The following is a 21,075-nucleotide window of genomic DNA, read 5'->3' on the forward strand; positions in this document are numbered from 1 at the left end:
CGTGATCCGCGTTATTTATTTCTTCTGCGTAAACTTAAGAATGTCCCAAAAAGCGTCGTCTGCAACGATTTCACCGTGCTCATCAAGTGCCGGGTAAGGTAGCCCTTTTTCGCGACAGCGGGTTGCAATGATTGGATGACATCCTTCAAATAGTAACTTATGTTTTACCACAGGATCCATCATATCTGTACGTTTGTACAGTCCTGCTGCATCTCTTTGGCGCTGCGCTTCGTATAAAATAAGCGCTGCAGCAACAGACACATTGAGTGATTGCACCATACCTTGCATTGGGATCACGATGTGCTGATCCGCATGCTCAAGTGCGCGCTCTGAGATCCCTAAACGCTCTTGCCCGACAATAATTGCGGTAGGTTTGGTGTAATCAATTTCACGAAAATCAACGGCGCTATCGCTAAGGTTGGTTGCTAATAATTGTACACCTGGGTTTTGTTCACGAATTGTCGCAACAGCTTGGTCTATATCCTCATGCATATGGGTTTCAACCCAATTTTTGCTTCCGCCTGAGGTATTGTTTGTTAACCGTCTTTGATCTTGTGGCCATACTGCGTGTACGTGGTGACAGCCAACCGCATCTGCGGTACGCACAATCGCTGACAGATTATGGTGCTTATGCACTTCATCTAGGCACACTGTGAGGTCGGTTTGGCGTCTATCTAATACGCTTTTTACACGATGGAATCTATTCTCAGCCATCTACTTACTACTCTAATCAAAAAATTCCCGCGATTATAACAAAAAAGAAGCTAGGGCATAACGGTACGCTGAATTGGGTTTTGCAGTGAGATCAGCGTTTCGGTTGACTGGATAGACTCAATGGTTTGCACTTTATTAATAAGCACATCTTGAAGGTGGTCGATGGAGCGCGCCATCACTTTGATAAAAATGCTGTAATTGCCCGTGGTGTAGTAGGCTTCAACAACTTCTTCAAATTCCTTTAAACGTGCGATGGCTCCCGGGTAGTCGCCAGCGTGTTTTAAGTTTATTCCGATAAAACAGCAGACATCATAACCAAGTCGTTTGGCATTAATGCTCACTTGAGTCCCTTCAATGATCCCCGCTTGCTTCATTTTTTCGACCCGAACATGGATGGTACCGGCGCTAACAGCAAATCTTTTTGCTAATTCCGCGTAGGGCGTTCGTGCATTTTCTTTTAAAGCGTGAAGGATGGATCTATCCAGATTGTCGATCTCATAATTTTCCATGTAAATATCCATTAACAATTATCGTTTATATAAAATTTATAGCATATTTTTGATGAAAATAATTATGTAAAGGTGTTTTTGTTGAGGGTTATTGATGTTTGTGTCGGTTTCTTTAAATATAGACTCAACAAAACGACAAATTCGGGAATGAGGACCTAACCATGTTGAGCAAGTATCAAGAGACACAAAAACAGATAGCACGAGTAAAACAAGTATTTTCAGCACAGCTAACCGAGCAATTGGGTTTAGTTGAAGTACAAGCGCCTATTTTGGCGCGTTTGGGCGACGGTATTCAAGACAACCTAAGTGGCCACGAGCAGGCGGTACAGGTAAAAGTGAAAACGCTACCGGATGCGCAGTTTGAGGTAGTGCATTCACTTGCTAAGTGGAAGCGTAAAACACTAGGCGATTATGGTTTTGCTAAAGGCGAAGGCCTCTATACGCACATGAAAGCGCTACGTCCAGACGAAGATAAGCTATCGCCAATCCATTCTGTCTATGTGGATCAGTGGGACTGGGAAAAGGTGATTTGCGAAAACAGTGAGCGTTCGCTGGCAAAACTAAAAGAAACGGTAGAAACCCTTTATCGCTCAATTAAAGCAACGGAAAAAGTGGTTGAGGATGAGTTTGGCATTGCGGCATTCCTCCCTGAGAAAATTACCTTTGTGCACAGTGAAGAATTACGCACTATGTATCCAGATTTTACTGCCAAGCAACGTGAAAAGGCGATTGCCCAAGAATATGGCGCGGTATTTTTAATTGGCATTGGTGGTGAGCTTGGTGATGGTAAGATTCATGACGTTCGCGCGCCGGATTATGACGATTGGTCAACGCCAACATGCGATAAATATCAAGGGCTTAACGGTGATATTTTGGTGTGGAACCCAGTGCTAGAAGATGCATTTGAAATCTCATCAATGGGCATTCGTGTTTGCCCTGACTCACTTGCAAGACAGCTTAAATTAACCGATGACGAAGCACGCTTGAGCTTAGATTGGCACCAACAATTAGTAGCGGGGGAATTACCACAAACCATAGGAGGTGGTATTGGCCAATCGCGTTTAGTGATGTTGCTGTTGCAAAAGCAGCATATTGGTCAGGTACAAGTTGGGGTATGGCCTGAAGAAGTAAGTAGCAGCGTAGCTGATTTGCTTTAAAAGATCGCGAGGTGAACTCGCTCCTACTGGGTGAACATTCTGGTAGGAGCTGCTTTACGCGGCGAGCTATTAAGAGAGCGCGAAGTGAGCTCGCTCCAACTGGGTTAATATTTTGGTAGGAGCCGCTTCACGCGGCGAGCAGTGAAAAGATCGCGAGGTGAACTCGCTCCTACGTGGTGAATACTTTGGTAGGAGATGCTTTACGCAGCGAGCAGTGAAAAGATCGCGAGATGAGCTCGCTCCTACTGGGTGAATACTTTGGTTGGAGATGCTTTACGCGGCGAGCGGTTAAAAGATCGCGAGATGAACTCGCTCCTACGTGGTGAATGCCTTGGTAGGAGATGCTTTACGCGGCGAGCAGTGAAAAGATCGCGAGATGAACTCGCTCCTACTGGGTGAATACTTTGGTAGGAGATGCTTTAGACGGCGAGCGGTTAAAAGATTGCGAGGTGAATTCGTTCCTACTGGGTGAATACTTTGGTAGGCGCTGCTTTACACGGCGAGCAGTGAAAAGATCGCGAGGTGAACTCGCTCCTACGGGGTGAATACTTGGGTAGGAGATGCTTTAGGCGGCGAGCAGTTAAAAGATCGCGAGATGAACTCGCTCCTACGGGGTGAATACTCTGGTAGGAGCCGCTTTACGCGGCGAGCAGTTAAAAGATCGCGAGGTGAACTCGCTCCTACGGGGTGAATACCTTGGTAGGAGCAGCTTTACACAGCAAAATAACATTCTGTTTTAGAGGAATAAATTTAGCACAGTGATAGGTTTCTGGGTTACTCACAACGCTGAATTTATTCCTCGACTTTTCCTTATTCTCATCCCTAGTGTATTCTTATACGTTACTCGGTATAATGCCCGCTTTTAGCTCTGCGGCAGACTTGAGTAAACCAATATTACTCGGCCGGTACTTATTGTTGAGAATGACTATGACATCACCTACACGCGGTAATCTGTTTATCCTTTCTGCGCCTTCTGGTGCGGGTAAATCAAGTTTAATCAAAGCGTTATTGGAAAAGCACGACGATATTAAAGTGTCGGTGTCTCACACTACGCGTGCTCCTCGTCCAGGCGAAGAAAACGGCGTACATTACCATTTTGTCTCGGTTGATGAATTTAAGCAGCTGATCGATAAAGGCGATTTCTTTGAGTGGGCGCAAGTATTCGAAAATTACTACGGCACTTCAAAACAAGCGATAGAAGATCAGCTTGCCGCTGGTATTGATGTGTTTTTAGATATCGACTGGCAGGGTGCGCGTCAGGTGCGTGAGTTGATGCCTGAAGTAAAGACCATCTTTATTTTACCTCCTTCAACTGCGGAGCTAGAAAAGCGCTTAAATGGTCGTGGTCAAGACTCTCAAGAAGTAATCGCAGGTCGTATGGCTGAAGCGAAATCAGAAAGCTCACATTACAACGAGTTTGACTATATTCTTGTCAATGATGACTTTGAGCAAACACGCGGTGAGCTTGAACATATTGTGATTGCCGCAAGACTTGAGCAACAAGCACAGTCTATCCGTCATCAAGCGCTTATCGCTGACTTGCTAAAATAATTACTTTTAAACCTGAGGTTTTTTAACCATCAATACTTGGCGAAAGGCTAGACATACAGTAAACTAGCCTTTTGCATAATGAACTGAATTTGGAGTGCTTCGATGGCTCGCGTAACTGTAGAAGATGCAGTAGATAAAATTGGTAACCGCTTTGACTTGATTTTAGTAGCAGCGCGTCGCGCTCGCCAAATTTCTGTAGGCGGTAAAGATCCTATGGTTGATGCTGAAAACGACAAGCCAACCGTAATCGCGCTACGTGAAATTGAGCAAGGTTTTGTAACCACTGACTCGCTTGATATTATCGACCGTGAAGAGCAGCAGCATCAAGAAGCTGCAGAGCTTGCCGCAGTAGCTGCAATCGTTGGTGGCAATCGCTAATCCAACCACTGTCTAGATTCAATAATGCCAGCTTTTTTGCTGGCATTATTGTTTTATAGCAATTGAAATTAAGCAAATTGGTATAAATCGCCAGCACATTACACAACGCGTAACGCCTTTAACTTCCTAACAAGTAGCATAAATTGTTCATTGGCATTGCTGGTGTTTCATCGTATATTCTTAAGTAACTAGCTTGTAACCCGTTTTATACTCGCCGAGTATAGCTTCTCTGAAACATTGGAGTGTGAATGTATCTGTTTGAAGGCCTCAAAAAGAAAATCTCAGAATATTTGTCACCAGAAGACGTCGATTTGGTGCAAAAAGCCTATGTCGTGGCCCGTGAGGCACACGAGGGACAGACGCGCTCTAGCGGTGAGCCCTATATCACTCACCCAGTAGAAGTAACCCAGATCCTTGCGAGCATGAGGCTTGATCATGAAACACTCATGGCTGCGCTGATGCACGATGTTATTGAAGATACTGACTTTAGCCAAGACGACTTAGCAGAGATCTTTGGTGATACGGTCGCTGAGTTGGTGGAAGGGGTGTCAAAGCTCGATAAACTGAGCTTCAAAGATAAAAAAGAGTTCCAAGCCGAAAACTATCGTAAGATGATCATGGCGATGACGCAGGATATTCGTGTCATCCTTATTAAACTTGCAGACAGAACGCACAATATGCGAACGCTAGGTGCTTTGCGTCCTGACAAGCGCCGTCGAATTGCCCGCGAAACACTAGAGATTTATGCACCAATTGCAAACCGTCTTGGTATTCATGATATTAAAAATGAGTTAGAAGATCTCGGGTTTCAGGCGTTATATCCAATGCGCTATCGTGCGTTACGTTCAGAAGTCGCCAAAGCACGTGGTAATCGTAAAGAAGTGATCAGCAATATTCAGTCTGAGATAGAATCTAGACTGGAAGAAGCGGGTATTCAAGGCTCAGTAAAAGGCCGTGAAAAGCACTTATACAGTATTTACCGCAAGATGCTGAATAAAGAGTTAATGTTTAACGAGGTGATGGACATTTACGCCTTTAGGATCAATGTCGACAACCTAGATACTTGCTACCGTGTGCTAGGCGTTGCACATAATTTATATAAGCCAATTGAAACTCGTTTTAAAGACTATATTGCCGTACCGAAAACCAACGGTTATCAGTCGCTTCATACGTCGCTGGTAGGTCCGCACGGTATTCCGGTAGAAATCCAAATTCGTACTCACGATATGGATCATATGGCGGATAAAGGGGTAGCGGCGCACTGGATGTATAAAAAGTCAGGCGATAATGCCGGCCATACCGCGCAGCAGCGTGCGCGTCAGTGGATGCAAAGCTTACTTGAGCTACAGCAAAGTGCAGGCTCGTCTTTTGAATTTGTGGAAAACGTTAAAACCGAATTATTCCCAGAAGAAATTTACGTCTTTACGCCAGATGGCCGTATTGTCGAGTTACCTATGGGCGCAACGGCGGTAGATTTTGCCTATGCTGTGCATACCGATGTGGGTAATACCTGCGTGGGTGCTCGTGTAAACCGTAAGCCTTATCCTTTGAGTAAAGCGCTCGATACCGGCCAAACGGTCGAGGTTATTACTAGCTCAGGTGCACACCCTAACGCTACTTGGCTGAACTTTGTGGTAACGGGTAAAGCACGCCTTGGGATCCGCAATTATCTCAAGAGCCAACAAGAAGAAGAAGCGATCCAACTAGGCCGTCGTTTACTCGACTCGGCACTGGGTGAGTATAAGCTAGATGATATTGCTCAAGAGCAAATCGATAACGTACTTGAAGAGCATAACCTCAATACCTTGTTGGAGCTGCTGGTTGAGATTGGCTGTGGCAATATCATGAGTGTATTGATAGCGAAGCGTTTACTGCAAGATGATAATGCGGTAGAAGATATTGCTAAACGTGCTAAAGCCGCGATAATCGGAACAGAAGGCATGTTGGTAACCTATGCTAAATGTTGTCGCCCTGTGCCGGGTGACGCTATCACAGCATATATGAGCCAAGGCAAAGGCCTAATGGTTCACCGCCAAGAATGTAAAAATATTAAGGGTTGGCGCAACGAGCGTTCGAAGTACTTCGTCGTGAAGTGGGAAGACAACCCAGAGAAAGAATATATAGCAGCGCTGCGTGTGGAAATTATTAACCACCAAGGTGCGTTGGCTAAATTAACCAATGTGGTTGCGACGACTCAAGCTAATATTGTCGAAATCGCAACGGACGAAAAAGAAAGTAATTTATACGTGATTGATTTAGGTATTACCGTGAAAAACCGAATTCATGTCGCTGATATTATGCGCCGAATTCGAGTGATGCCAGATGTACAACGCGTGTATCGTAAAAAATAAAGGAACATTAATGAACAAAGCTATTATTTCAACAGATAAAGCGCCAGCAGCAATTGGCACTTACAACCAAGCGGTAAAAGTTGGTACTGCTGTCTATTTATCTGGCCAAATTCCATTGGTACCAGAGACGATGGAATTTATTTCTGAAGATTTTGCAGAGCAAACGCACCAAGTGTTCAAAAACCTTATCGCAGTATGTGAAGAGGCTGGTGGCGAGTTACAAGATATGGTTAAGGTTAATATCTTCCTAACTGATCTGAGTAACTTTGCAACGGTCAACGAGATCATGGCTCAGTATTTTAGAAAGCCATACCCAGCTCGTGCTGCAATTGGTGTAAAAGAACTACCAAAAGGCGCACAAGTTGAGATTGATGGCATTATGGAGTTACCTTCAACTAACTAACCTCAGGTTAACTAATAGTTAGATATATCTCTTCGCTCCAGTGTCAATCGCTGGAGCGGCTTTTCATAAAGCCAACACAGTCCATTCATTTTCCCCTCGCATTACATTACAGGAAGTCCCATGACCGCAGCAAGCGCACTTACTAGCCGTGCATTGAAATTAAAAACAAGTACTGCTGATCTTCATGACAGTATAGATAGCAGCATTATGGCAAAAGACCCGTTTTCCAGCATTGAGCGTTATCTCCAGTTTTTGACTCTTCAGTACCTGTTTCTTAACGATGTCGCTGCATTATATGATCACCGTGAACTCTCTATGCATATTGACGATCTCAAATCGCGCCGACGGCTTGGGTTGTTGGAGCAGGACTTTGCTGACTTACAGCACACATTACCTGTGCCGTCTTTGTCGCCGTTTATCACAACTTCAACCGAGTTTGCGACTGCTTTGGGGGCGCTTTATGTCGTTGAAGGCTCTAAGGTCGGGGCCGCAATGCTTGGGCGTCAAGTGCAGGCGCGTTTGCCTGTCACAGGTGAGCATGGTGCGCGTTACTTAGCAGGCCCAGGTTCCGGGCGCGGCAGTGCGTGGCGTCACTTAATTCAATTTATCGATACGGTTGAGTTAACTAGTACGCAAGAAGATGCATTGATCACCGGCGCTCGTCAGGCCTTTATGCGTTTTCAGCAGTATCAAGCAGAGGTCTATGCTTAATACAATTGGTATAAGTTGAACGGAGAATAACAGGGTTGTTGTCGCGACATAGTGTCGCGACAGGTTAGTGACTAGCACATATTGGTTGGGCAATCACAATGTAATGTATTTGGCTCAGGAACACACGCTAACTCCTTAGATGGGCAGGCCATCGTTGGGCCATCGGTGTCACAGTTTAAGTCGCGACTACAATAGTAGGAACAACCACCACCAATCTCACGGGTCTTGTTGTTATCCAAAATTAGCTTACTACCTGCTAATGACTTCAATTGCTTTTTGTTCAGTTTTAAATCCATCGTTTATTCCTTCAATTGATTTAGGGTAAAAGCAGCACAGATCACTATGACCTATGCTGTGGCTCGGATTTTTTAAGCGTTAAGTCTTCTTCACTTTCTTTAATTGGCGCAGGACGAAAACGTTCAACATAGATAGTAGCCAATAGAGTGGTTATGACGAGAGAAAGCAATACAGATTTTAGGTATGGATAACTATTGAATACAAAACCCCAATGCCAGAATTGTTTTGCAAAGCTTTCTTCAATACCCAAATACTCTAAGTTACGAATTATGTTCTCGGAAAAAGCAGCTATATCTACGAGTATAAATAGGAAGAAAACACCCACCAATAAGATATCCGCATGTGTCATGTAGATATATTCACGCTGAGCAGGGTTGCGTCGTTCAACATAATATAAGGATAAGCGAACTCTATTTTTAAAATAAAAGAATAGACATAGGTCGCACATTAACTGTAGTAAATAAATTGCTAGATTTTGATAGAAAGGTTTTTCATCAACTAGTAGTTTAGCTAATATCAGCTCAAAGCCTGCCAGCTCTATGAGCATAACCAGTAGAATACAGGTACTAATATGTTGAATATTTAACTGTTCTCTGGCCAGGAACGTAAACGATAAAATTAAAAGTAAAATAGGTATGTCAACGAAGCGCCCGAAAGAATGATGTACGAATGCTAAAAAGCACCACAGCAGAGCAAAAACAATTGCAAAATAATACGTTTTATTCACTATTTATTCCCTTTAATTAGCACCGTCATCGGAGTTCGGTTGGTTCAGTTTGGGATCATCCACCTGTTTTCCTGTGCTGCCACCTCTAACCTGACTCGCGCTTTTAGTGCCAATAAGTTGTATACTGTTTATTTTATTTTTTGTGGAAATAAGGCTTTTATGGGTCTTAAAGTGGTTCAAAAGTATCATGGCAGTATTCCTTTTAGTTTTTGCAGTGGTTAAAATCGTTAATACTGTACTCTGAAACTCACCTATTGAGAATATTTTGTAAAGCTGAAGTAGCTTATGTGCCTAGTTTTGGATCTACTACTGTTCCGCCATGAGAAGCCATAGAGGAAGTTCGAGGGTCATGTTTAACCACTCCTAGGCTGCCACCTTTAATGGACTTTAAACTATACATTGGTAACTTTTTGATTTTTATTGCCTTACTAAGTTTTTTTTGCATTCCAAATTTCATTCTTTTAATCCTTTTACTACTTAAACCAGCTGATAACATGATTACTTACTCTTCCATTTTCTTTGCATCAGGAGAGGTCGGGCTTTTGCGTCTTAATTGGGTATCACTAATTAAGCTCCGTAGCGCTTGAAACTGCTTAATAATGGGAGAAAGGTCAATATCACAGTACCTACACCAAACCTGAAAGTGATCCCAAGGTATACGGCTTACACCATTTTCATAGTTTTCGTAGGTTTGGCGGCTAATACCCACAAGGTCAGCCATTTGCTGCGTGGTTTTTTGGGCAGCAAGGCGCATTCTTCTAAGGTCGTCACCGTTATATTTAAAATAGGGATTGCCCACCAATTTAGTCCTTTCTTGCATGGGGAGTCTGCTCAGTGCCACCCAAGTTATTTTTATGTGTAATCTTTGTTAATTTGTAATTGTAATCAATAAAAATGTTTCTGCAAGAGGAAATTTAATTAGTCAATTATGGATATATCGCTTCAGAACATATGTATACTTTTCACTTTATTTTCATCATTTTAATAGAAAAGTTGGTTCGACAAGATTTTTTAGCGAGGCTTTTGTTACTGTAGTGTGAAATGAAACAAGGGTAACAACTGACTGAGGGTGATATGGATTATCTACGTCAATATAACGACTTAAATATTCTCTATGAAGCACTTAAAAAATCGAGTCGCGGAGAGGTTGAGATAGCTGAGACGACCACTAAGTGGTTTTCTCTTGTAGAGAGTACCTTATTTGAGCTTCAGGAGCTGGCGTATATGGAAAAAGCGTATATGCAAAAGTCGCGAACCATGAATAATCTCATTGAACTGGTGTATGCCAGTGTTCCTGCCACTGAGTAGGGTAAATAAAAGAAATAAAATTGTATGTTTTGCAGTGGTAAGAGTGCCAATCAAGCTCAATTAAGTATTGGCACTCTTTTTTAGTGATTTATATGACTTTTAGAGCTCAAATGGCGCGACGCCTTTGGCTTCCATCATATAACCTGTTTGCGCGATGTCGCCCTTCCAAGTAGAAACCTTAATCGTGCCACTGACTGTGATTGCATCATATAGGCTTTCAATCGGAACACCGCCTTTGATTTTGACATGAACGATTTGGTTCGGTGGCGGCGGCGGCACGTGAATACAAGCGCCAAAGTAGGGAACCAACAAAAATTCGGTGATCACTTCACTGTCACCTTCAAGTGGTACAACAAAGCCGGGTAAGCTGACTAGTTGACCATCTAACTCTTTGACGACTGGGGCATCTAAGTCAGGTTGCACCCAATTTTGTTCGGCGCCATCATGGCTTGCTGCGTCTTGATTGCTGATCTGGACATGCCCTTTTGGAATTAAATCTTCCCAGAATATCTCTTTAGGTGGTGCCGCATTTGCAATACCACTGAATACCATCGCAGTGATGAATGCAATGAAGTAAAAAACGTGAGTTCGTGCGGTTAACTGCATCTTGATCCTCTTAGGTTTTAATTTGCATGCCATCGGCAAGCGAGTAAAAATAAGCACGGGCGGCAGGAATGGCGCCGATCAAAGTACCTGCGCCTATAATAACGCTTAGTAGCGTGAGTTCATAGGTTGACAGCGCTGAGATACTTAGGACTACGCCAAATTGACTTTGTAGGCTGGATTGGGCAGCAATGAGCAAGGTATAAAAAAGCGCTACACCGAAAGCACATCCTAACACGGTAATAAAAATTGCTTCGCTAATGAGAAGTGTAAAAATATGCCAAGGCCGCGCACCAACGGAGCGTAGAATAGCAAGTTCTCGACGCCTTTGATTCAGCGTGGCGAGCAATGAGGTTAGCATGCCAAGCAAGCTTATCAACACCACCGCGAGGGTGATAAGCAGCAGGATTTTTTCGACAATATCTAGCATTTCCCACAATTCCCTCAATGTCACCCCCGGCATAATTGCCAGTAAAGGCTCACCTTTATATTGATTAATATTTCTGCGCACTTGTAGGGTATAAAGTGGTGACTCAAAACCAAGTAAAAATGCTGTGATTTGCTTTGTTGAACCGATTAAATCACCGGGCTTAGAGTCGAGGTTGTGTAGTAAAGCGCTATTGTTTTTACTGTCATGCTCATGCTCATGCTCATGCTCATGCTCATGCTCATGCTCATGCTCATGCTCATGCTCATGCTCATGCTCGTGGTTCGTTGCATCCTGCTTTCGTGCAACCATTCGAGATGGCTTGCTGTGGCCTGAGCTATGCATGCTCTCTATGGCACTTAACGGCACATGTAGTGTTTTATCTACGGGCGTTCCTGTGGCTGCCAAAATGCCAGAAATAACCAGCGGATTGTCATCATGATGATGGAAACTGGTATTGCCCATGCCATGAGAAATGACGATTTTTTGTCCCAGCTGATAACCCAGCTTTTTTGCGACCATAGCCCCAAGCACCACTTCTTGGCCATTGTGAAATGGTCGACCAGCGGCAAAGGTGAGATGCTGTTTTTTAGCGTATTGATAATGGCTGAAGTAACTTGCATCTGTGCCCAGCACAGCAAAGCCTTTGTGGCTATCGCCTAAACTAATGGGAATGCTCCACGCAACACCGCGTTGTGCCTTGATATACTCGTAACTTTGCCATTGTACGGCATTATTGGCATGACCAATTCTAAATACGCTTGAAAGCAATAGCTGAATATCACCAGTACGTGCGCCGACAATCAGGTCTGTGCCAGAAATAGTGTTCGCGAAGCTGGATTTTGCGTCTTGACGTACACGCTCAACTGACAGCAGTAACATGACACTAATTGCAATGGTCACTAGAGTTAGGGCGACGCTAGCTTTTCGGTTTAGCGTACTTTTCCACGCAAGTTTGATTAGCATAGCGGTGCTCCTTGTTGTAAATCAGGCAAGCTTATTTGCCTATCAAATAACGGCGCTAAGCTTTTATCGTGACTGACAAAGAGAATAGATGCACTGTAAACCGCGGCTTGGCTAAAGAGTAATTTAATAAAGCCATCACGGCTGTCGGCATCGAGGGCTGAGGTTGGCTCATCGGCAATAATGATTTCGGGCCTGCCAATAAATGCGCGAGCGGCGGCTACGCGCTGCTGCTGGCCAATACTTAACTCCGCGACACTGCGCTGCTGAGTGTGCTCGTCTATACCAAGATCAGAGAGCAGAAGTTTGGCTTCCTGCTCAAGCGATTTATTCTGTGAGGAAATGTTTTGCCTGCGCTTTTTGGAAAATTCGCAGCCAAGGGTAACGTTTTCAACTGGCGACAAATAGGGCAATAAATTAAAGTTCTGAAAAATAGTACCTATATGGTCGGCTCTAAACTTATCTCGTTGGCCACGGCTCAGTGCGCTCGCGTTTGTACCTGCAATTTCAATTTCTCCCTGCTGGCAATCCAAGGTGCCGGCAATCAATCCAAGCAAAGTCGATTTACCGCTGCCGCTTGGACCATGTAAAAACACGTGTTCACCTCGGGCGATATGTAGCTTAGGTATGGTTAGCACCGGGGTGCTCGACTTAGGCCATGTAAACTGTAATTGAGATATCGTAAGCATAACGCCTCAACGCTGGCAAATAATGTTGTGATGGTATAACAATAATGACTAAAGCAAAACTAAGTTAAGTTCAACAACAAGCGTGTAAGTTAAATTGTGATTTTTGTTCAGCTCGACTATTATAGCGACCCTAACCCCCTCATTATTTTGTGCCCTTTAGCAAGGCGCATCCTGTCATTGGAGTAACAATGAGTAGCTACAAAGTTTTAGACGTTAATGACGATCTTCCAATTCGCACTAAAGGTGCGGTTCACAGTGGTAAAGTACGTTCAGTTTATTGGTTAACCGACGCCGACAGTGCACGTTTAATTGAAGAAAAAGGCTATCAAGTCCCGGTTGGTACAGAGCTGGCAATTATGGTCATTTCAGACCGTATTTCAGCGTTTGATTGTATTTGGCAGGGTGAAAATGGTCTTAACGGTGTACCGGGTAAGGGCATTGCGCTTAACAGCGTTGCTTCACATTGGTTTTCACTTTTTGATAAAGCTGGCCTTGCAGGTAATCACATTGTTGATATTCCACATCCTTATGTTTGGATTGTGCGCAAAGCCAGTACGGTAAGAGTTGAAGCGATTGCGCGTCAATATATTACCGGCAGCATGTGGCGCGATTACGCAAAGGGCGTAAGGGAGTTTTGTGGCTTGCAATTACCAGAAGGTTTAGAGGCCAATCAAAAGCTAGATAATGTCTTAATCACACCATCAACTAAAGGGATCATCAAAGGTTTAGCAGACGTACCAGAAGTGGATGACGTAAACATCTCTCGTAAAAACATCGAAGATAACCTTGCAGCGTTCAACTTTAAATCTGCGGTAGATGTGGATAAGTACGAGCAGTTGCTAACCGAAGGCTTTGCCCTGATCAGTAAAGAGCTTGAGAAGCTTGATCAGATCTTTGTTGATACTAAATTTGAGTTTGGTTACGTTGAAGATAAAGACGGCCAAGAGCGCCTAATTTACATTGATGAAGTCGGTACGCCTGACTCGTCACGTATTTGGGATGGCCCTGCTTATCGTGATGGTAAGATCGTTGAAAACTCAAAAGAAGGTTTCCGCCAGCTATTGATAAACAACGTACCAGATAGCGATGTGCTGCTGAATAAAGATCGCATGCCTGAGCGAGAAGCGCTTGCTCGCGACTATCTATTGCCAGAATCTGTGATGATGTCGGTAAGCGAAACTTACGTTGGGATCGCAAGTAAAATCGTTGGCCGTGAACTAACGATCCCTGCTGATCCTCGCCAAGAAGTTATTGATATTCTTGATAAGCAGTACGGTTTAATAGATTAATTCTTTTTCAATTGCCCTTATAGACAAGTTTATTAGGGCAATTTCCTCAATTCACTTGCTTTTCATTGCAAGGTCTCTTTTACTTAACCTAATTGTTGCAAAAAATAGAGTCAGATATGCGAACGTCTGTTCTACTCCTACTAAGTTTTTGTTTTTTATTCCTTTTAGATTCAAGCTGCGCAAATGCTGGGCAATTAACAGTGCTAGATGGCAGCGGCAAGCCCTTGCAGCACGCCGTTGTTGAATTGACGGACGAGCCTGTTGAGTCAGCAGCAAAAGCAGTGGCGGTTATGGATCAAATCAATAAACAGTTTGTTCCTTTCATCCTCACTATTCAAAAAGGACAATTGGTTAATTTTCCCAATAGCGATGATATCCGTCATCACGTTTATTCGTTTTCTGCGGTGAAACCTTTTGAGCTAAAGCTATACGCTGGCACGCCAAATCAACCGCTTAAGTTTGAAAACGCTGGTGTAGTGGTGTTAGGTTGTAACATTCACGACTCTATGGTGGGCTATATTTACATTGCAGATGACAAGCAAGTATTGGTATCTGATGCGAATGGACTGGTAACTTTGCCGAATTCTACGAAACAAGTAACGGTATGGCATCCTTATCAAGATAATGACATAGATAGTCGGCAAACCGTGCAAATAGTGAACACTATGGAGCCGATGTCCGTAACAATAAAAACAACTTATCCAGCGCCGCGTAATACCTTTGGCGAGCGCTTTGGACAACATGAATGAATAACAGCTTTAAAAATAAAATAATTAGTCTCTGTATTTTGCTGATCCTTGTCACGGCGGGGATGAGCTTGGCAAGTTTTTGGTGGTCCACAAGTAAATTCAATGAAGCGCAAGTGCAAAGAAAAATTCAAGTGGCACAAAATGTTTATCAACAGTATTTAAAAGCGCGAGAGCAGCTATTGGTTACCGCAGCGACTGTACTGACCGCCGACTTTGGCTTTAAACAGGCAGTCGCGACGAGAGATGCACAAACCATCAGTAGTGTGTTGCTTAATCACTCCCGCCGTATTGATGCCGACTTAATGCTGCTGCTGGATGTGAAAGGCGACCTGATCTCCGCTAACAGGGAAGGACTCGACTTCCCGAGCGACACCAGAACTTGGATGCAAGCGTTGCAAAGCCACACCGACCACTCAGCTTTTGTGGTGCTTAGTGAGCAGTTGTATCAAGTGATTATTTTGCCTGTGCGCGCACCTAGGACGATTGCATACTCAATTATTGGCTTTGAGGTTGGATCTGCTGTGGCGTTAGAGCTCAAAGAGCTGACAGGAATGGAAACGAGCTTTGTTGGTGCCGCTGATAACCTAAAAGCAAGTTCGCTGACTACTCTTGCACTTGGTGGTGATTTATTTACTTTCCTAGCGGCGCAAAAAACGACACGTTGGCTTAGCCAGTATCCGGTATATGAAAGTGCAGAGGTGAGCTTACCTTCTCTTGAGAGTAACCCGGTGAGTTTGGTACTCAGTGCGGATTTAACTACTCAGTATCAAGAATTCGATAAAATGGTGTTGACCATTATTTTACTCTCCCTCGGTACTATCCTTATTGGTTTTATCACCAGTGGTATTGTTGCCAAGAATCTTACGACACCGCTTAGTAAGCTTACTGAGTTGGCAAAACGCTTTGCTAAAGGGGATTACTCAGCCAAACTGGAAGAGGCTCGACCGACCCAAGAAATTTGCCAGCTTGTTGACGCTTTTAATGATATGGGCGAAGACATTCAAGAGCGTGAAGAGCAGATCCGCTTTCAAGCCAGTCATGACCATTTAACTGGATTTTTTAATCGTAATGCGGCTTTGGATAAACTACATAGTATGCTCAGCAGTGGTGCAGAGTATTACTTTATTGCCATAGACATAAAGGGATTGCGCCATATCAATGACAAGCTCGGCCCTCGGGTAGGAGATGATTGTATTAAAGCCGTGGCGAAACGGATAGCGGAGATCAATACAGCAGAAGGCGGATTGAATGTTAGGCTTGGTGGTGATGAGTTTTTAGTTGCACATCCAGCGAGTGCGTGTGCCGATCCGCAAAGTGCTGTGCTCGGTATTGTTGAATGCGCTGAGATGCTAAATCAAGGTCTGAGCAAGCCCTACACTGTGCAGGGGTTAGATATTTCGCTTCACTTTAGTATCGGCGTAGTGCATTACCCCAAACAAGCGCATACTCCCGAGGATGTTGTTCGCCGGGCTTTGATAGCAGTTGATACTGCAGCGCACGATGGTCATGATGTTTACTACTACCAATCTGGTGAAGATGAAGCCCACCTAGAGCGCCTGCAAATTATTGATGAACTAAAACACGCTATTGCCAACGACGATGGTCAGCTTTTTATGACCTACCAACCAAAGCTAAATATGAAAACCAATCGTATTGATAAGGTTGAGTCTCTTATTCGTTGGCAACGTAAAAATGGCGAATGGGTGTCGCCCGAACTATTTATCGATCTTGCCGAGCAATCAGGTTTGATTGTTGAGTTAACTCAGTGGGTAGTAAAGACTGTGGTGTCTCAAGTTGCTAATTGGGTACGCCAAGGTGAACGCATCAAGGCTGCCATTAATGTATCGGCACAAGACATTGCAGATAAAAATTTCTTGTCTCATCTTAAGACGCTACTAGACACATATAACGTCAAACCTGAGTTGATCACCATAGAGCTTACTGAGCGAGACATGATTGAGAATGAGGAAAAAGGCATTGCGGTTCTCCAAGCGCTTAAACAGCTTGGCGTGCAGGTCTCGCTTGATGATTATGGTGTCGGTCAAACCTCCCTTGGTCGATTAAAAATGTTACCTATTGATGAGCTGAAACTCGACAAGGTATTTATTTTAAAGCTCGCCCAATCGGAAAAAGATCAGTTTATTGTGCGCTCCACTATCACGCTTGGTCACCAACTTGGTTTTAGCGTGGTCGCGGAAGGGGTTGAAGACAAAGCATCGCTTGAGCTACTTGAGTCAATGCAGTGTGATTATGCACAAGGTTACTATCTAAGTAAGCCACTCAAAGCCGCAGACTTTGACCTGTGGCTGGGGAGATATAATGAAGTGGGCTAATGTTTTTGCCGCATGCTTAATAGTATGCGGACCAACTTACGCCGCAACAGGAAAGTTACTAGCGACTCCCGGGGTGTCACAGGTTGAGGGAAGTGCCGGTGGCGGTATTGTGCCATGGGCGCAGCTTGCCGGATATGCTTCGGAAGATGAATGGTCGGCGAGCGGGTTTTGTAGCCGAGCTAGCCTAAAAGACTACCAGCTCGATGTGTGTGGCGTTCAAGCCAACTTATTCAATCGCGTAGAGTTAAGTTTCGCTCGACAAAACTTCGATGTGGATGCGCTTAATCTTGATATTGAGCAAGATATTGTCGGTGCTAAGGTGCGGCTATATGGCGATATCGTCTACAGTAAATATCCACAATTGAGCTTTGGTATTCAGCATAAGTCCTTGGATGATGCAACGGTTGCCAATTTACTTGGCGCTGAAGAAGACTCAGGAACGGATTATTACTTAGCTGCAAGCAAACTGCATTTGGGTGCTGTAGGCGGTTATAACTGGTTCTGGAATATTACGATGAGGCACTCTAGAGCTAATCAACTTGGCATACTAGGTTATGGTGGGGCTAACGACAGTGCGCCTTGGCAACTAGAAGCCAGCAGCGCAGTATTTTTATCTAGGCATTGGGCTGTCGGTGCAGAATACCGCCAAAAATCCAATAACCTTGGACTTGGTGAATCAGATTGGAAAGATGTATTTGTCGCTTGGATCCCGAATAAGTCAGTAAGTGTTACGGCGGCATGGCTAGACCTTGGAAAAATCGCAGGGCAACCTTCTCAAACGGGTTGGTATCTATCTGTTACGGGGTACTTTTAAATGAAATGGCTATCACTAACGGCAATCTTGCTTTTCCTCGTGGCGTGTAGTGCTTCAACTCCACAAACCTCCCTATATGAGCAAATAGGGGGTAACGCCGGCGCAGAAAAGCTAGTAGACGCGTTTATTAAACAGATTGGCAATGATGATGTTATTTTACCGTATTTTAGAGAGTCCAATGTTAGGCACTTTCGTGAAGGGTTTATCACTCATCTGTGCGATACCTTAGATGGCCCTTGTGATTATGAAGGTGATAGCATGGTGCAGATCCACACCGGCATGGCTATTAGTGAGTCTGACTTTAATCGAGTGGTTGATCTCTTGATCAACGCAATGAATGAGGTTGGGATTGCTCACTCTCTACAAAATCAAGTTCTGGCCCGCCTAGCACCGATGCGAAGTGAAGTGATCAAGCTGTAGGCTCGATAGCAAAAAGCTTGCAGAGAGGTTTGTTTGTATTTTGTTAGTAAACTTGTCCTTGTAGATAAATTGTGTTGTTTATTGGAATTATTGTTCTTAATCCAAAAGAGTAAAGTATAAGCTGAATTTTGATGCTTAATTCTGTAATCTAATAGCCAAATTGTCGTAAAGTTCGTCACGGTTTTAGCAACAAATAAATGCCATAGTGGGTTACAGCTCAAATCGTGCTGATTAGAAAGAGAGCCAAGTTGAAAAAAGTTATCACATTTGGAACCTTTGATGTATTCCACGTTGGTCATGTCAATATTTTAGAGCGAGCGAAAGCACTGGGTGATTATCTTATTGTGGGGATCTCATCAGATGAACTTAACTTTTCGAAAAAAGGTAGAAATCCAATATACTCAATAGCAGATCGCCTAAAAATCATTAGCTCATTGCGATTTGTAGATGAGGTGTTTGTGGAGGAATCTCTGGAGCTAAAAGCGCAATATATCAAAGACTTTGATGCGGATGTTCTGGTGATGGGTGATGATTGGAAAGGTAAGTTCGATATATATAAAGATATCTGTGATGTGGTTTACTTAGAACGCACCCCATCAATTTCAACAACGGAAATAATAGAGGTCGTGCGCAGACCCGAAGGAAAGTAATAGCATGAAGCATGTGGTCGATAGGGATTGGCTCTTTGCAAACCTTGGCAAAGTGAAAGTATTGGATGCTGGCATTGTAAAACCGGGTCAGTCAGGCCCTTATAGCGCCCCTGCAATCATTCAAGGCGCGCTGCGTTTTGATATTAGTGGTGCGCTAGCTAATCCCTATGCTACATCACCCAATATGTGCTGCAGTCCAGCTCAATTTCAAGCAGAAATGCGACAGCTTGGTATCAACCAACATGATGTGTTAGTCGCTTACGATGATAAGGGCATGTTTAGCGCTGCCAGAGCTTGGTATATGCTCAAAATGATGGGTCATAAACAAGTGTATGTACTGGATGGCGGATTACCTGCTTGGTGTGAAAAACAATACTCTTTGAGTCAAGCATACGCGCAAGTCCAACAAGCAGGAAACTTTGTCGCTGCATATGACGAAACAGCATTTGTCGATAAAGCGGCTGTGCTTAGTAATATTGATGCTGAACTGAGTGATCTATTTGATGCTAGAGGTGCAAAGCGCTTTACTGGTGAAGAGCAAGAGCCTCGTGTAGATATGCGCAGCGGTCATGTACCTAAAAGTAAAAACCTACCATATACGAGTTTGCTAAATGCTGATGGCTGCTTTAAACCACTCACCGAGCTTGAAGTGCTATATAGCGACTTATCAAAGGACAAAACTAAGCCTCTGATATTCTCTTGTGGCTCAGGGGTTACAGCTTGTATTTTAGCGCTGGTGGCTGACGAGCTAGGTTATGAACATTTGACGGTATATGACGGCTCGTGGAGTGAATGGGGCGCTGATCCCGATGTGCCCGTTGAGACGAGTTATACCACTATTTAATGTGAAAAAGGTGCCAATGGCACCTTTTTCATTTGCGAAGCGAGCTATTTTCTCGCTTCAAAATAGATCACTTATGATAAGCAAGGCACGCTTCAACTTCGTGCTTTGAACCTAAGATAACACCAACGCGTTGATGTATTTCTTCAGGTTGAATATCCAAAATGCGTTCACGCCCAGTGTGGGCAATACCGCCTGCTTGTTCGATAAGCATCGCCATTGGATTGGCTTCGTAAAGTAGGCGAAGTTTAAATGGCTTGTTTGGATCTTTGCGATCTTCTGGATAAGTGAATAGTCCGCCACGGCATAATACGCGGTGAACATCGCCAACCATTGCCGCAATCCAGCGCATATTGAAGTTTTTACCACGCGGTCCGGTTTCACCTTCAAGTAGATCGGCAATGTAGTTTTGCATTGCTGGGGTCCAGTGGCGTTGGTTTGAAGCGTTGATGGCAAACTCTTTGGTGTCTTCAGGAATGGCAGCAAAGTCTTGCGTGAGTAGGAAGCTACCGTGTGTTTTGTCTAGGGTAAACAAGCGAGTTCCCTTGCCGGTTGATAGCGCTAACATGGTTGATGGGCCATATAACACATAGCCTGCTGCTACTTGTTTATGACCTGGCTGCATAAAGATTGCAGGATCGCTAGGATCTGAACCTTCAGGGGCTTCCATAATAGAGAAAATAGTACCAACTAGTGAATTAATGTCGGTATTGGATGAACCATCCAACGGATCGAAAGCGACAATATAGTTCGCTTTTGGATTGCCGGCGACGGTGTAATCTTCTTCTTCAGAAGCGATGGCTTTGACATAGCCAGATTCAAGCAAAATATCTTTCAATAGCTGGTTTGAAAGTACATCGAGCTTCTTTTGCGTTTCACCTTGAATGTTCTCATCTAAGGTTGAACCTAATACACCTGAAAGTGCACCTTGGCCAACACGGAACGATATTTCTTTACATGCCGCGAGAATGGTTCTGATTAGAGAAACCAACTCACGAGAACAACCATCTTCAATTAACACCGGAGGGAGTCTACGCATTTTTTAAATCCTGATCACCTTGTGTTTATGGCAATAAATAGTGTGAGAGGTGCCATAAACAGCGCTGTAATTCGTCTTGAAAGACTGTAAATTGTATACGATTTCATATACAACTGAGGTTAAGCCTCAAAACCATAAATAACAAAGAGCAG

Annotated in this window: 24 protein-coding genes; 14 read left to right on the forward strand and 10 right to left on the reverse strand. The window is 43.8% G+C overall.

What is annotated here, in order from left to right; all coding sequences use genetic code 11:
- Positions 1-15: 15 nt before the first annotated feature.
- Together trmH and asnC are read right to left on the reverse strand one after the other, a co-directional pair.
- Positions 16-714: a tRNA (guanosine(18)-2'-O)-methyltransferase TrmH gene (gene trmH, locus L3V43_RS09285; RefSeq protein ID WP_010605868.1), complete on the reverse strand. Its 699-nt coding sequence runs from the start codon at positions 712-714 to the stop codon at positions 16-18.
- A gap of 50 nt (positions 715-764) precedes the next feature.
- The gene (asnC, locus tag L3V43_RS09290) at positions 765-1,223 is read right to left on the reverse strand and encodes a transcriptional regulator AsnC (RefSeq protein WP_010374296.1); all 459 of its coding nucleotides are present in this window, start codon (positions 1,221-1,223) and stop codon (positions 765-767) included.
- A 161-nt stretch (positions 1,224-1,384) separates the two neighbouring features.
- Between asnC and asnA the strand changes: the two genes are divergently transcribed.
- The 6 genes from asnA (at position 1,385) to L3V43_RS09320 (ending at position 7,774) form a co-directional block, all read left to right on the forward strand.
- Positions 1,385-2,380: an aspartate--ammonia ligase gene (asnA, locus tag L3V43_RS09295; protein WP_102056035.1), complete on the forward strand. Its 996-nt coding sequence runs from the start codon at positions 1,385-1,387 to the stop codon at positions 2,378-2,380.
- Positions 2,381-3,307: 927 nt separating this feature from the next.
- Entirely contained in the window at positions 3,308-3,931 is a 624-nt protein-coding gene (gene gmk, locus L3V43_RS09300) for a guanylate kinase (RefSeq protein WP_010605867.1), read from the forward strand.
- A gap of 102 nt (positions 3,932-4,033) precedes the next feature.
- Positions 4,034-4,309, forward strand: coding sequence for a DNA-directed RNA polymerase subunit omega (rpoZ, locus tag L3V43_RS09305; RefSeq protein ID WP_010374289.1), 276 nt, complete (start codon positions 4,034-4,036; stop codon positions 4,307-4,309).
- Positions 4,310-4,557: 248 nt separating this feature from the next.
- Positions 4,558-6,660 carry a bifunctional GTP diphosphokinase/guanosine-3',5'-bis pyrophosphate 3'-pyrophosphohydrolase gene (gene spoT / locus L3V43_RS09310; protein WP_010605866.1) on the forward strand — a complete coding sequence of 701 codons (2,103 nt, stop codon included), beginning with the start codon at positions 4,558-4,560 and terminating at the stop codon, positions 6,658-6,660.
- A gap of 10 nt (positions 6,661-6,670) precedes the next feature.
- Positions 6,671-7,063: a RidA family protein gene (locus L3V43_RS09315; RefSeq protein ID WP_010374286.1), complete on the forward strand. Its 393-nt coding sequence runs from the start codon at positions 6,671-6,673 to the stop codon at positions 7,061-7,063.
- Positions 7,064-7,183: 120 nt separating this feature from the next.
- The gene (locus L3V43_RS09320) at positions 7,184-7,774 is read left to right on the forward strand and encodes a biliverdin-producing heme oxygenase (protein WP_237116433.1); all 591 of its coding nucleotides are present in this window, start codon (positions 7,184-7,186) and stop codon (positions 7,772-7,774) included.
- Between the two features lie 71 nt (positions 7,775-7,845).
- Here the strand turns inward: L3V43_RS09320 and L3V43_RS09325 are convergent, their stop codons facing one another.
- From L3V43_RS09325 to L3V43_RS09340, 4 genes are all read right to left on the reverse strand, one after another.
- Complete coding sequence (locus tag L3V43_RS09325) at positions 7,846-8,070, reverse strand: hypothetical protein (protein ID WP_010605864.1); 225 nt, start codon at positions 8,068-8,070, stop codon at positions 7,846-7,848.
- A 44-nt stretch (positions 8,071-8,114) separates the two neighbouring features.
- Positions 8,115-8,798 carry a hypothetical protein gene (locus L3V43_RS09330; RefSeq protein ID WP_237116434.1) on the reverse strand — a complete coding sequence of 228 codons (684 nt, stop codon included), beginning with the start codon at positions 8,796-8,798 and terminating at the stop codon, positions 8,115-8,117.
- 283 nt (positions 8,799-9,081) lie between these two features.
- Complete coding sequence (locus L3V43_RS09335; protein ID WP_167310199.1) at positions 9,082-9,255, reverse strand: hypothetical protein; 174 nt, start codon at positions 9,253-9,255, stop codon at positions 9,082-9,084.
- 45 nt (positions 9,256-9,300) lie between these two features.
- A complete protein-coding gene (locus L3V43_RS09340) occupies positions 9,301-9,618 on the reverse strand; it encodes a helix-turn-helix transcriptional regulator (protein ID WP_010374283.1) in 318 nt (105 codons plus the stop codon).
- Positions 9,619-9,872: 254 nt separating this feature from the next.
- Between L3V43_RS09340 and L3V43_RS09345 the strand changes: the two genes are divergently transcribed.
- Entirely contained in the window at positions 9,873-10,106 is a 234-nt protein-coding gene (locus tag L3V43_RS09345) for a hypothetical protein (RefSeq protein WP_010374281.1), read from the forward strand.
- Between the two features lie 99 nt (positions 10,107-10,205).
- Here L3V43_RS09345 and L3V43_RS09350 read toward each other — a convergent pair whose 3' ends face one another.
- From L3V43_RS09350 to L3V43_RS09360, 3 genes are read right to left on the reverse strand one after another with little or no spacing between them, the layout of a single operon-like run.
- On the reverse strand, positions 10,206-10,712 hold the full coding sequence (locus L3V43_RS09350) for a DUF3299 domain-containing protein (protein ID WP_010605860.1): 507 nt from the start codon (positions 10,710-10,712) through the stop codon (positions 10,206-10,208).
- Between the two features lie 10 nt (positions 10,713-10,722).
- Positions 10,723-12,102 carry an ABC transporter permease gene (locus tag L3V43_RS09355; RefSeq protein WP_237116435.1) on the reverse strand — a complete coding sequence of 460 codons (1,380 nt, stop codon included), beginning with the start codon at positions 12,100-12,102 and terminating at the stop codon, positions 10,723-10,725.
- Positions 12,096-12,788, reverse strand: coding sequence for an ABC transporter ATP-binding protein (locus L3V43_RS09360; RefSeq protein ID WP_237116436.1), 693 nt, complete (start codon positions 12,786-12,788; stop codon positions 12,096-12,098). The genes L3V43_RS09355 and L3V43_RS09360 overlap by 7 nt, the downstream gene beginning before the upstream one ends.
- A gap of 188 nt (positions 12,789-12,976) precedes the next feature.
- Between L3V43_RS09360 and L3V43_RS09365 the strand changes: the two genes are divergently transcribed.
- The 7 genes from L3V43_RS09365 to L3V43_RS09395 all read left to right on the forward strand — a co-directional run bounded on the left by L3V43_RS09365 (position 12,977) and on the right by L3V43_RS09395 (position 19,887).
- Positions 12,977-14,077 carry a phosphoribosylaminoimidazolesuccinocarboxamide synthase gene (locus L3V43_RS09365; protein WP_237116437.1) on the forward strand — a complete coding sequence of 367 codons (1,101 nt, stop codon included), beginning with the start codon at positions 12,977-12,979 and terminating at the stop codon, positions 14,075-14,077.
- Between the two features lie 116 nt (positions 14,078-14,193).
- The gene (locus tag L3V43_RS09370; RefSeq protein WP_174170468.1) at positions 14,194-14,826 is read left to right on the forward strand and encodes a methylamine utilization protein; all 633 of its coding nucleotides are present in this window, start codon (positions 14,194-14,196) and stop codon (positions 14,824-14,826) included.
- Positions 14,823-17,159: an EAL domain-containing protein gene (locus L3V43_RS09375; RefSeq protein WP_237116438.1), complete on the forward strand. Its 2,337-nt coding sequence runs from the start codon at positions 14,823-14,825 to the stop codon at positions 17,157-17,159. The genes L3V43_RS09370 and L3V43_RS09375 overlap by 4 nt, the downstream gene beginning before the upstream one ends.
- On the forward strand, positions 17,146-17,973 hold the full coding sequence (locus L3V43_RS09380) for a DUF3034 family protein (protein ID WP_102056042.1): 828 nt from the start codon (positions 17,146-17,148) through the stop codon (positions 17,971-17,973). The genes L3V43_RS09375 and L3V43_RS09380 overlap by 14 nt, the downstream gene beginning before the upstream one ends.
- Positions 17,974-18,393 carry a group 1 truncated hemoglobin gene (locus L3V43_RS09385; RefSeq protein ID WP_069020563.1) on the forward strand — a complete coding sequence of 140 codons (420 nt, stop codon included), beginning with the start codon at positions 17,974-17,976 and terminating at the stop codon, positions 18,391-18,393. It abuts the gene before it with no gap.
- A gap of 248 nt (positions 18,394-18,641) precedes the next feature.
- The gene (locus tag L3V43_RS09390; protein ID WP_206471823.1) at positions 18,642-19,043 is read left to right on the forward strand and encodes an adenylyltransferase/cytidyltransferase family protein; all 402 of its coding nucleotides are present in this window, start codon (positions 18,642-18,644) and stop codon (positions 19,041-19,043) included.
- Between the two features lie 4 nt (positions 19,044-19,047).
- On the forward strand, positions 19,048-19,887 hold the full coding sequence (locus L3V43_RS09395; RefSeq protein ID WP_237116439.1) for a sulfurtransferase: 840 nt from the start codon (positions 19,048-19,050) through the stop codon (positions 19,885-19,887).
- A 67-nt stretch (positions 19,888-19,954) separates the two neighbouring features.
- Here the strand turns inward: L3V43_RS09395 and L3V43_RS09400 are convergent, their stop codons facing one another.
- Positions 19,955-20,923: a class 1 fructose-bisphosphatase gene (locus L3V43_RS09400; protein ID WP_010374260.1), complete on the reverse strand. Its 969-nt coding sequence runs from the start codon at positions 20,921-20,923 to the stop codon at positions 19,955-19,957.
- Positions 20,924-21,075: the final 152 nt, after the last annotated feature.

Source organism: Pseudoalteromonas sp. L23 (assembly GCF_021728455.1).
In the GTDB taxonomy this organism is placed as follows: Bacteria; Pseudomonadota; Gammaproteobacteria; order Enterobacterales; family Alteromonadaceae; genus Pseudoalteromonas.

Excerpts from the sequence above, each read along its gene's own strand:
- trmH (WP_010605868.1), bottom strand. The coding sequence starts at position 714 with ATGGCTGAGAATAGATTCCATCGTGTAAAAAGCGTATTAGATAGACGC.
- asnC (WP_010374296.1), bottom strand. The coding sequence starts at position 1,223 with ATGGAAAATTATGAGATCGACAATCTGGATAGATCCATCCTTCACGCT.
- asnA (WP_102056035.1), top strand. The coding sequence starts at position 1,385 with ATGTTGAGCAAGTATCAAGAGACACAAAAACAGATAGCACGAGTAAAA.
- gmk (WP_010605867.1), top strand. The coding sequence starts at position 3,308 with ATGACATCACCTACACGCGGTAATCTGTTTATCCTTTCTGCGCCTTCT.
- rpoZ (WP_010374289.1), top strand. The coding sequence starts at position 4,034 with ATGGCTCGCGTAACTGTAGAAGATGCAGTAGATAAAATTGGTAACCGC.
- spoT (WP_010605866.1), top strand. The coding sequence starts at position 4,558 with ATGTATCTGTTTGAAGGCCTCAAAAAGAAAATCTCAGAATATTTGTCA.
- L3V43_RS09315 (WP_010374286.1), top strand. The coding sequence starts at position 6,671 with ATGAACAAAGCTATTATTTCAACAGATAAAGCGCCAGCAGCAATTGGC.
- L3V43_RS09320 (WP_237116433.1), top strand. The coding sequence starts at position 7,184 with ATGACCGCAGCAAGCGCACTTACTAGCCGTGCATTGAAATTAAAAACA.
- L3V43_RS09325 (WP_010605864.1), bottom strand. The coding sequence starts at position 8,070 with ATGGATTTAAAACTGAACAAAAAGCAATTGAAGTCATTAGCAGGTAGT.
- L3V43_RS09335 (WP_167310199.1), bottom strand. The coding sequence starts at position 9,255 with ATGAAATTTGGAATGCAAAAAAAACTTAGTAAGGCAATAAAAATCAAA.
- L3V43_RS09340 (WP_010374283.1), bottom strand. The coding sequence starts at position 9,618 with ATGCAAGAAAGGACTAAATTGGTGGGCAATCCCTATTTTAAATATAAC.
- L3V43_RS09345 (WP_010374281.1), top strand. The coding sequence starts at position 9,873 with ATGGATTATCTACGTCAATATAACGACTTAAATATTCTCTATGAAGCA.
- L3V43_RS09350 (WP_010605860.1), bottom strand. The coding sequence starts at position 10,712 with ATGCAGTTAACCGCACGAACTCACGTTTTTTACTTCATTGCATTCATC.
- L3V43_RS09355 (WP_237116435.1), bottom strand. The coding sequence starts at position 12,102 with ATGCTAATCAAACTTGCGTGGAAAAGTACGCTAAACCGAAAAGCTAGC.
- L3V43_RS09360 (WP_237116436.1), bottom strand. The coding sequence starts at position 12,788 with ATGCTTACGATATCTCAATTACAGTTTACATGGCCTAAGTCGAGCACC.
- L3V43_RS09365 (WP_237116437.1), top strand. The coding sequence starts at position 12,977 with ATGAGTAGCTACAAAGTTTTAGACGTTAATGACGATCTTCCAATTCGC.
- L3V43_RS09370 (WP_174170468.1), top strand. The coding sequence starts at position 14,194 with ATGCGAACGTCTGTTCTACTCCTACTAAGTTTTTGTTTTTTATTCCTT.
- L3V43_RS09375 (WP_237116438.1), top strand. The coding sequence starts at position 14,823 with ATGAATAACAGCTTTAAAAATAAAATAATTAGTCTCTGTATTTTGCTG.
- L3V43_RS09380 (WP_102056042.1), top strand. The coding sequence starts at position 17,146 with ATGAAGTGGGCTAATGTTTTTGCCGCATGCTTAATAGTATGCGGACCA.
- L3V43_RS09385 (WP_069020563.1), top strand. The coding sequence starts at position 17,974 with ATGAAATGGCTATCACTAACGGCAATCTTGCTTTTCCTCGTGGCGTGT.
- L3V43_RS09395 (WP_237116439.1), top strand. The coding sequence starts at position 19,048 with ATGAAGCATGTGGTCGATAGGGATTGGCTCTTTGCAAACCTTGGCAAA.
- L3V43_RS09400 (WP_010374260.1), bottom strand. The coding sequence starts at position 20,923 with ATGCGTAGACTCCCTCCGGTGTTAATTGAAGATGGTTGTTCTCGTGAG.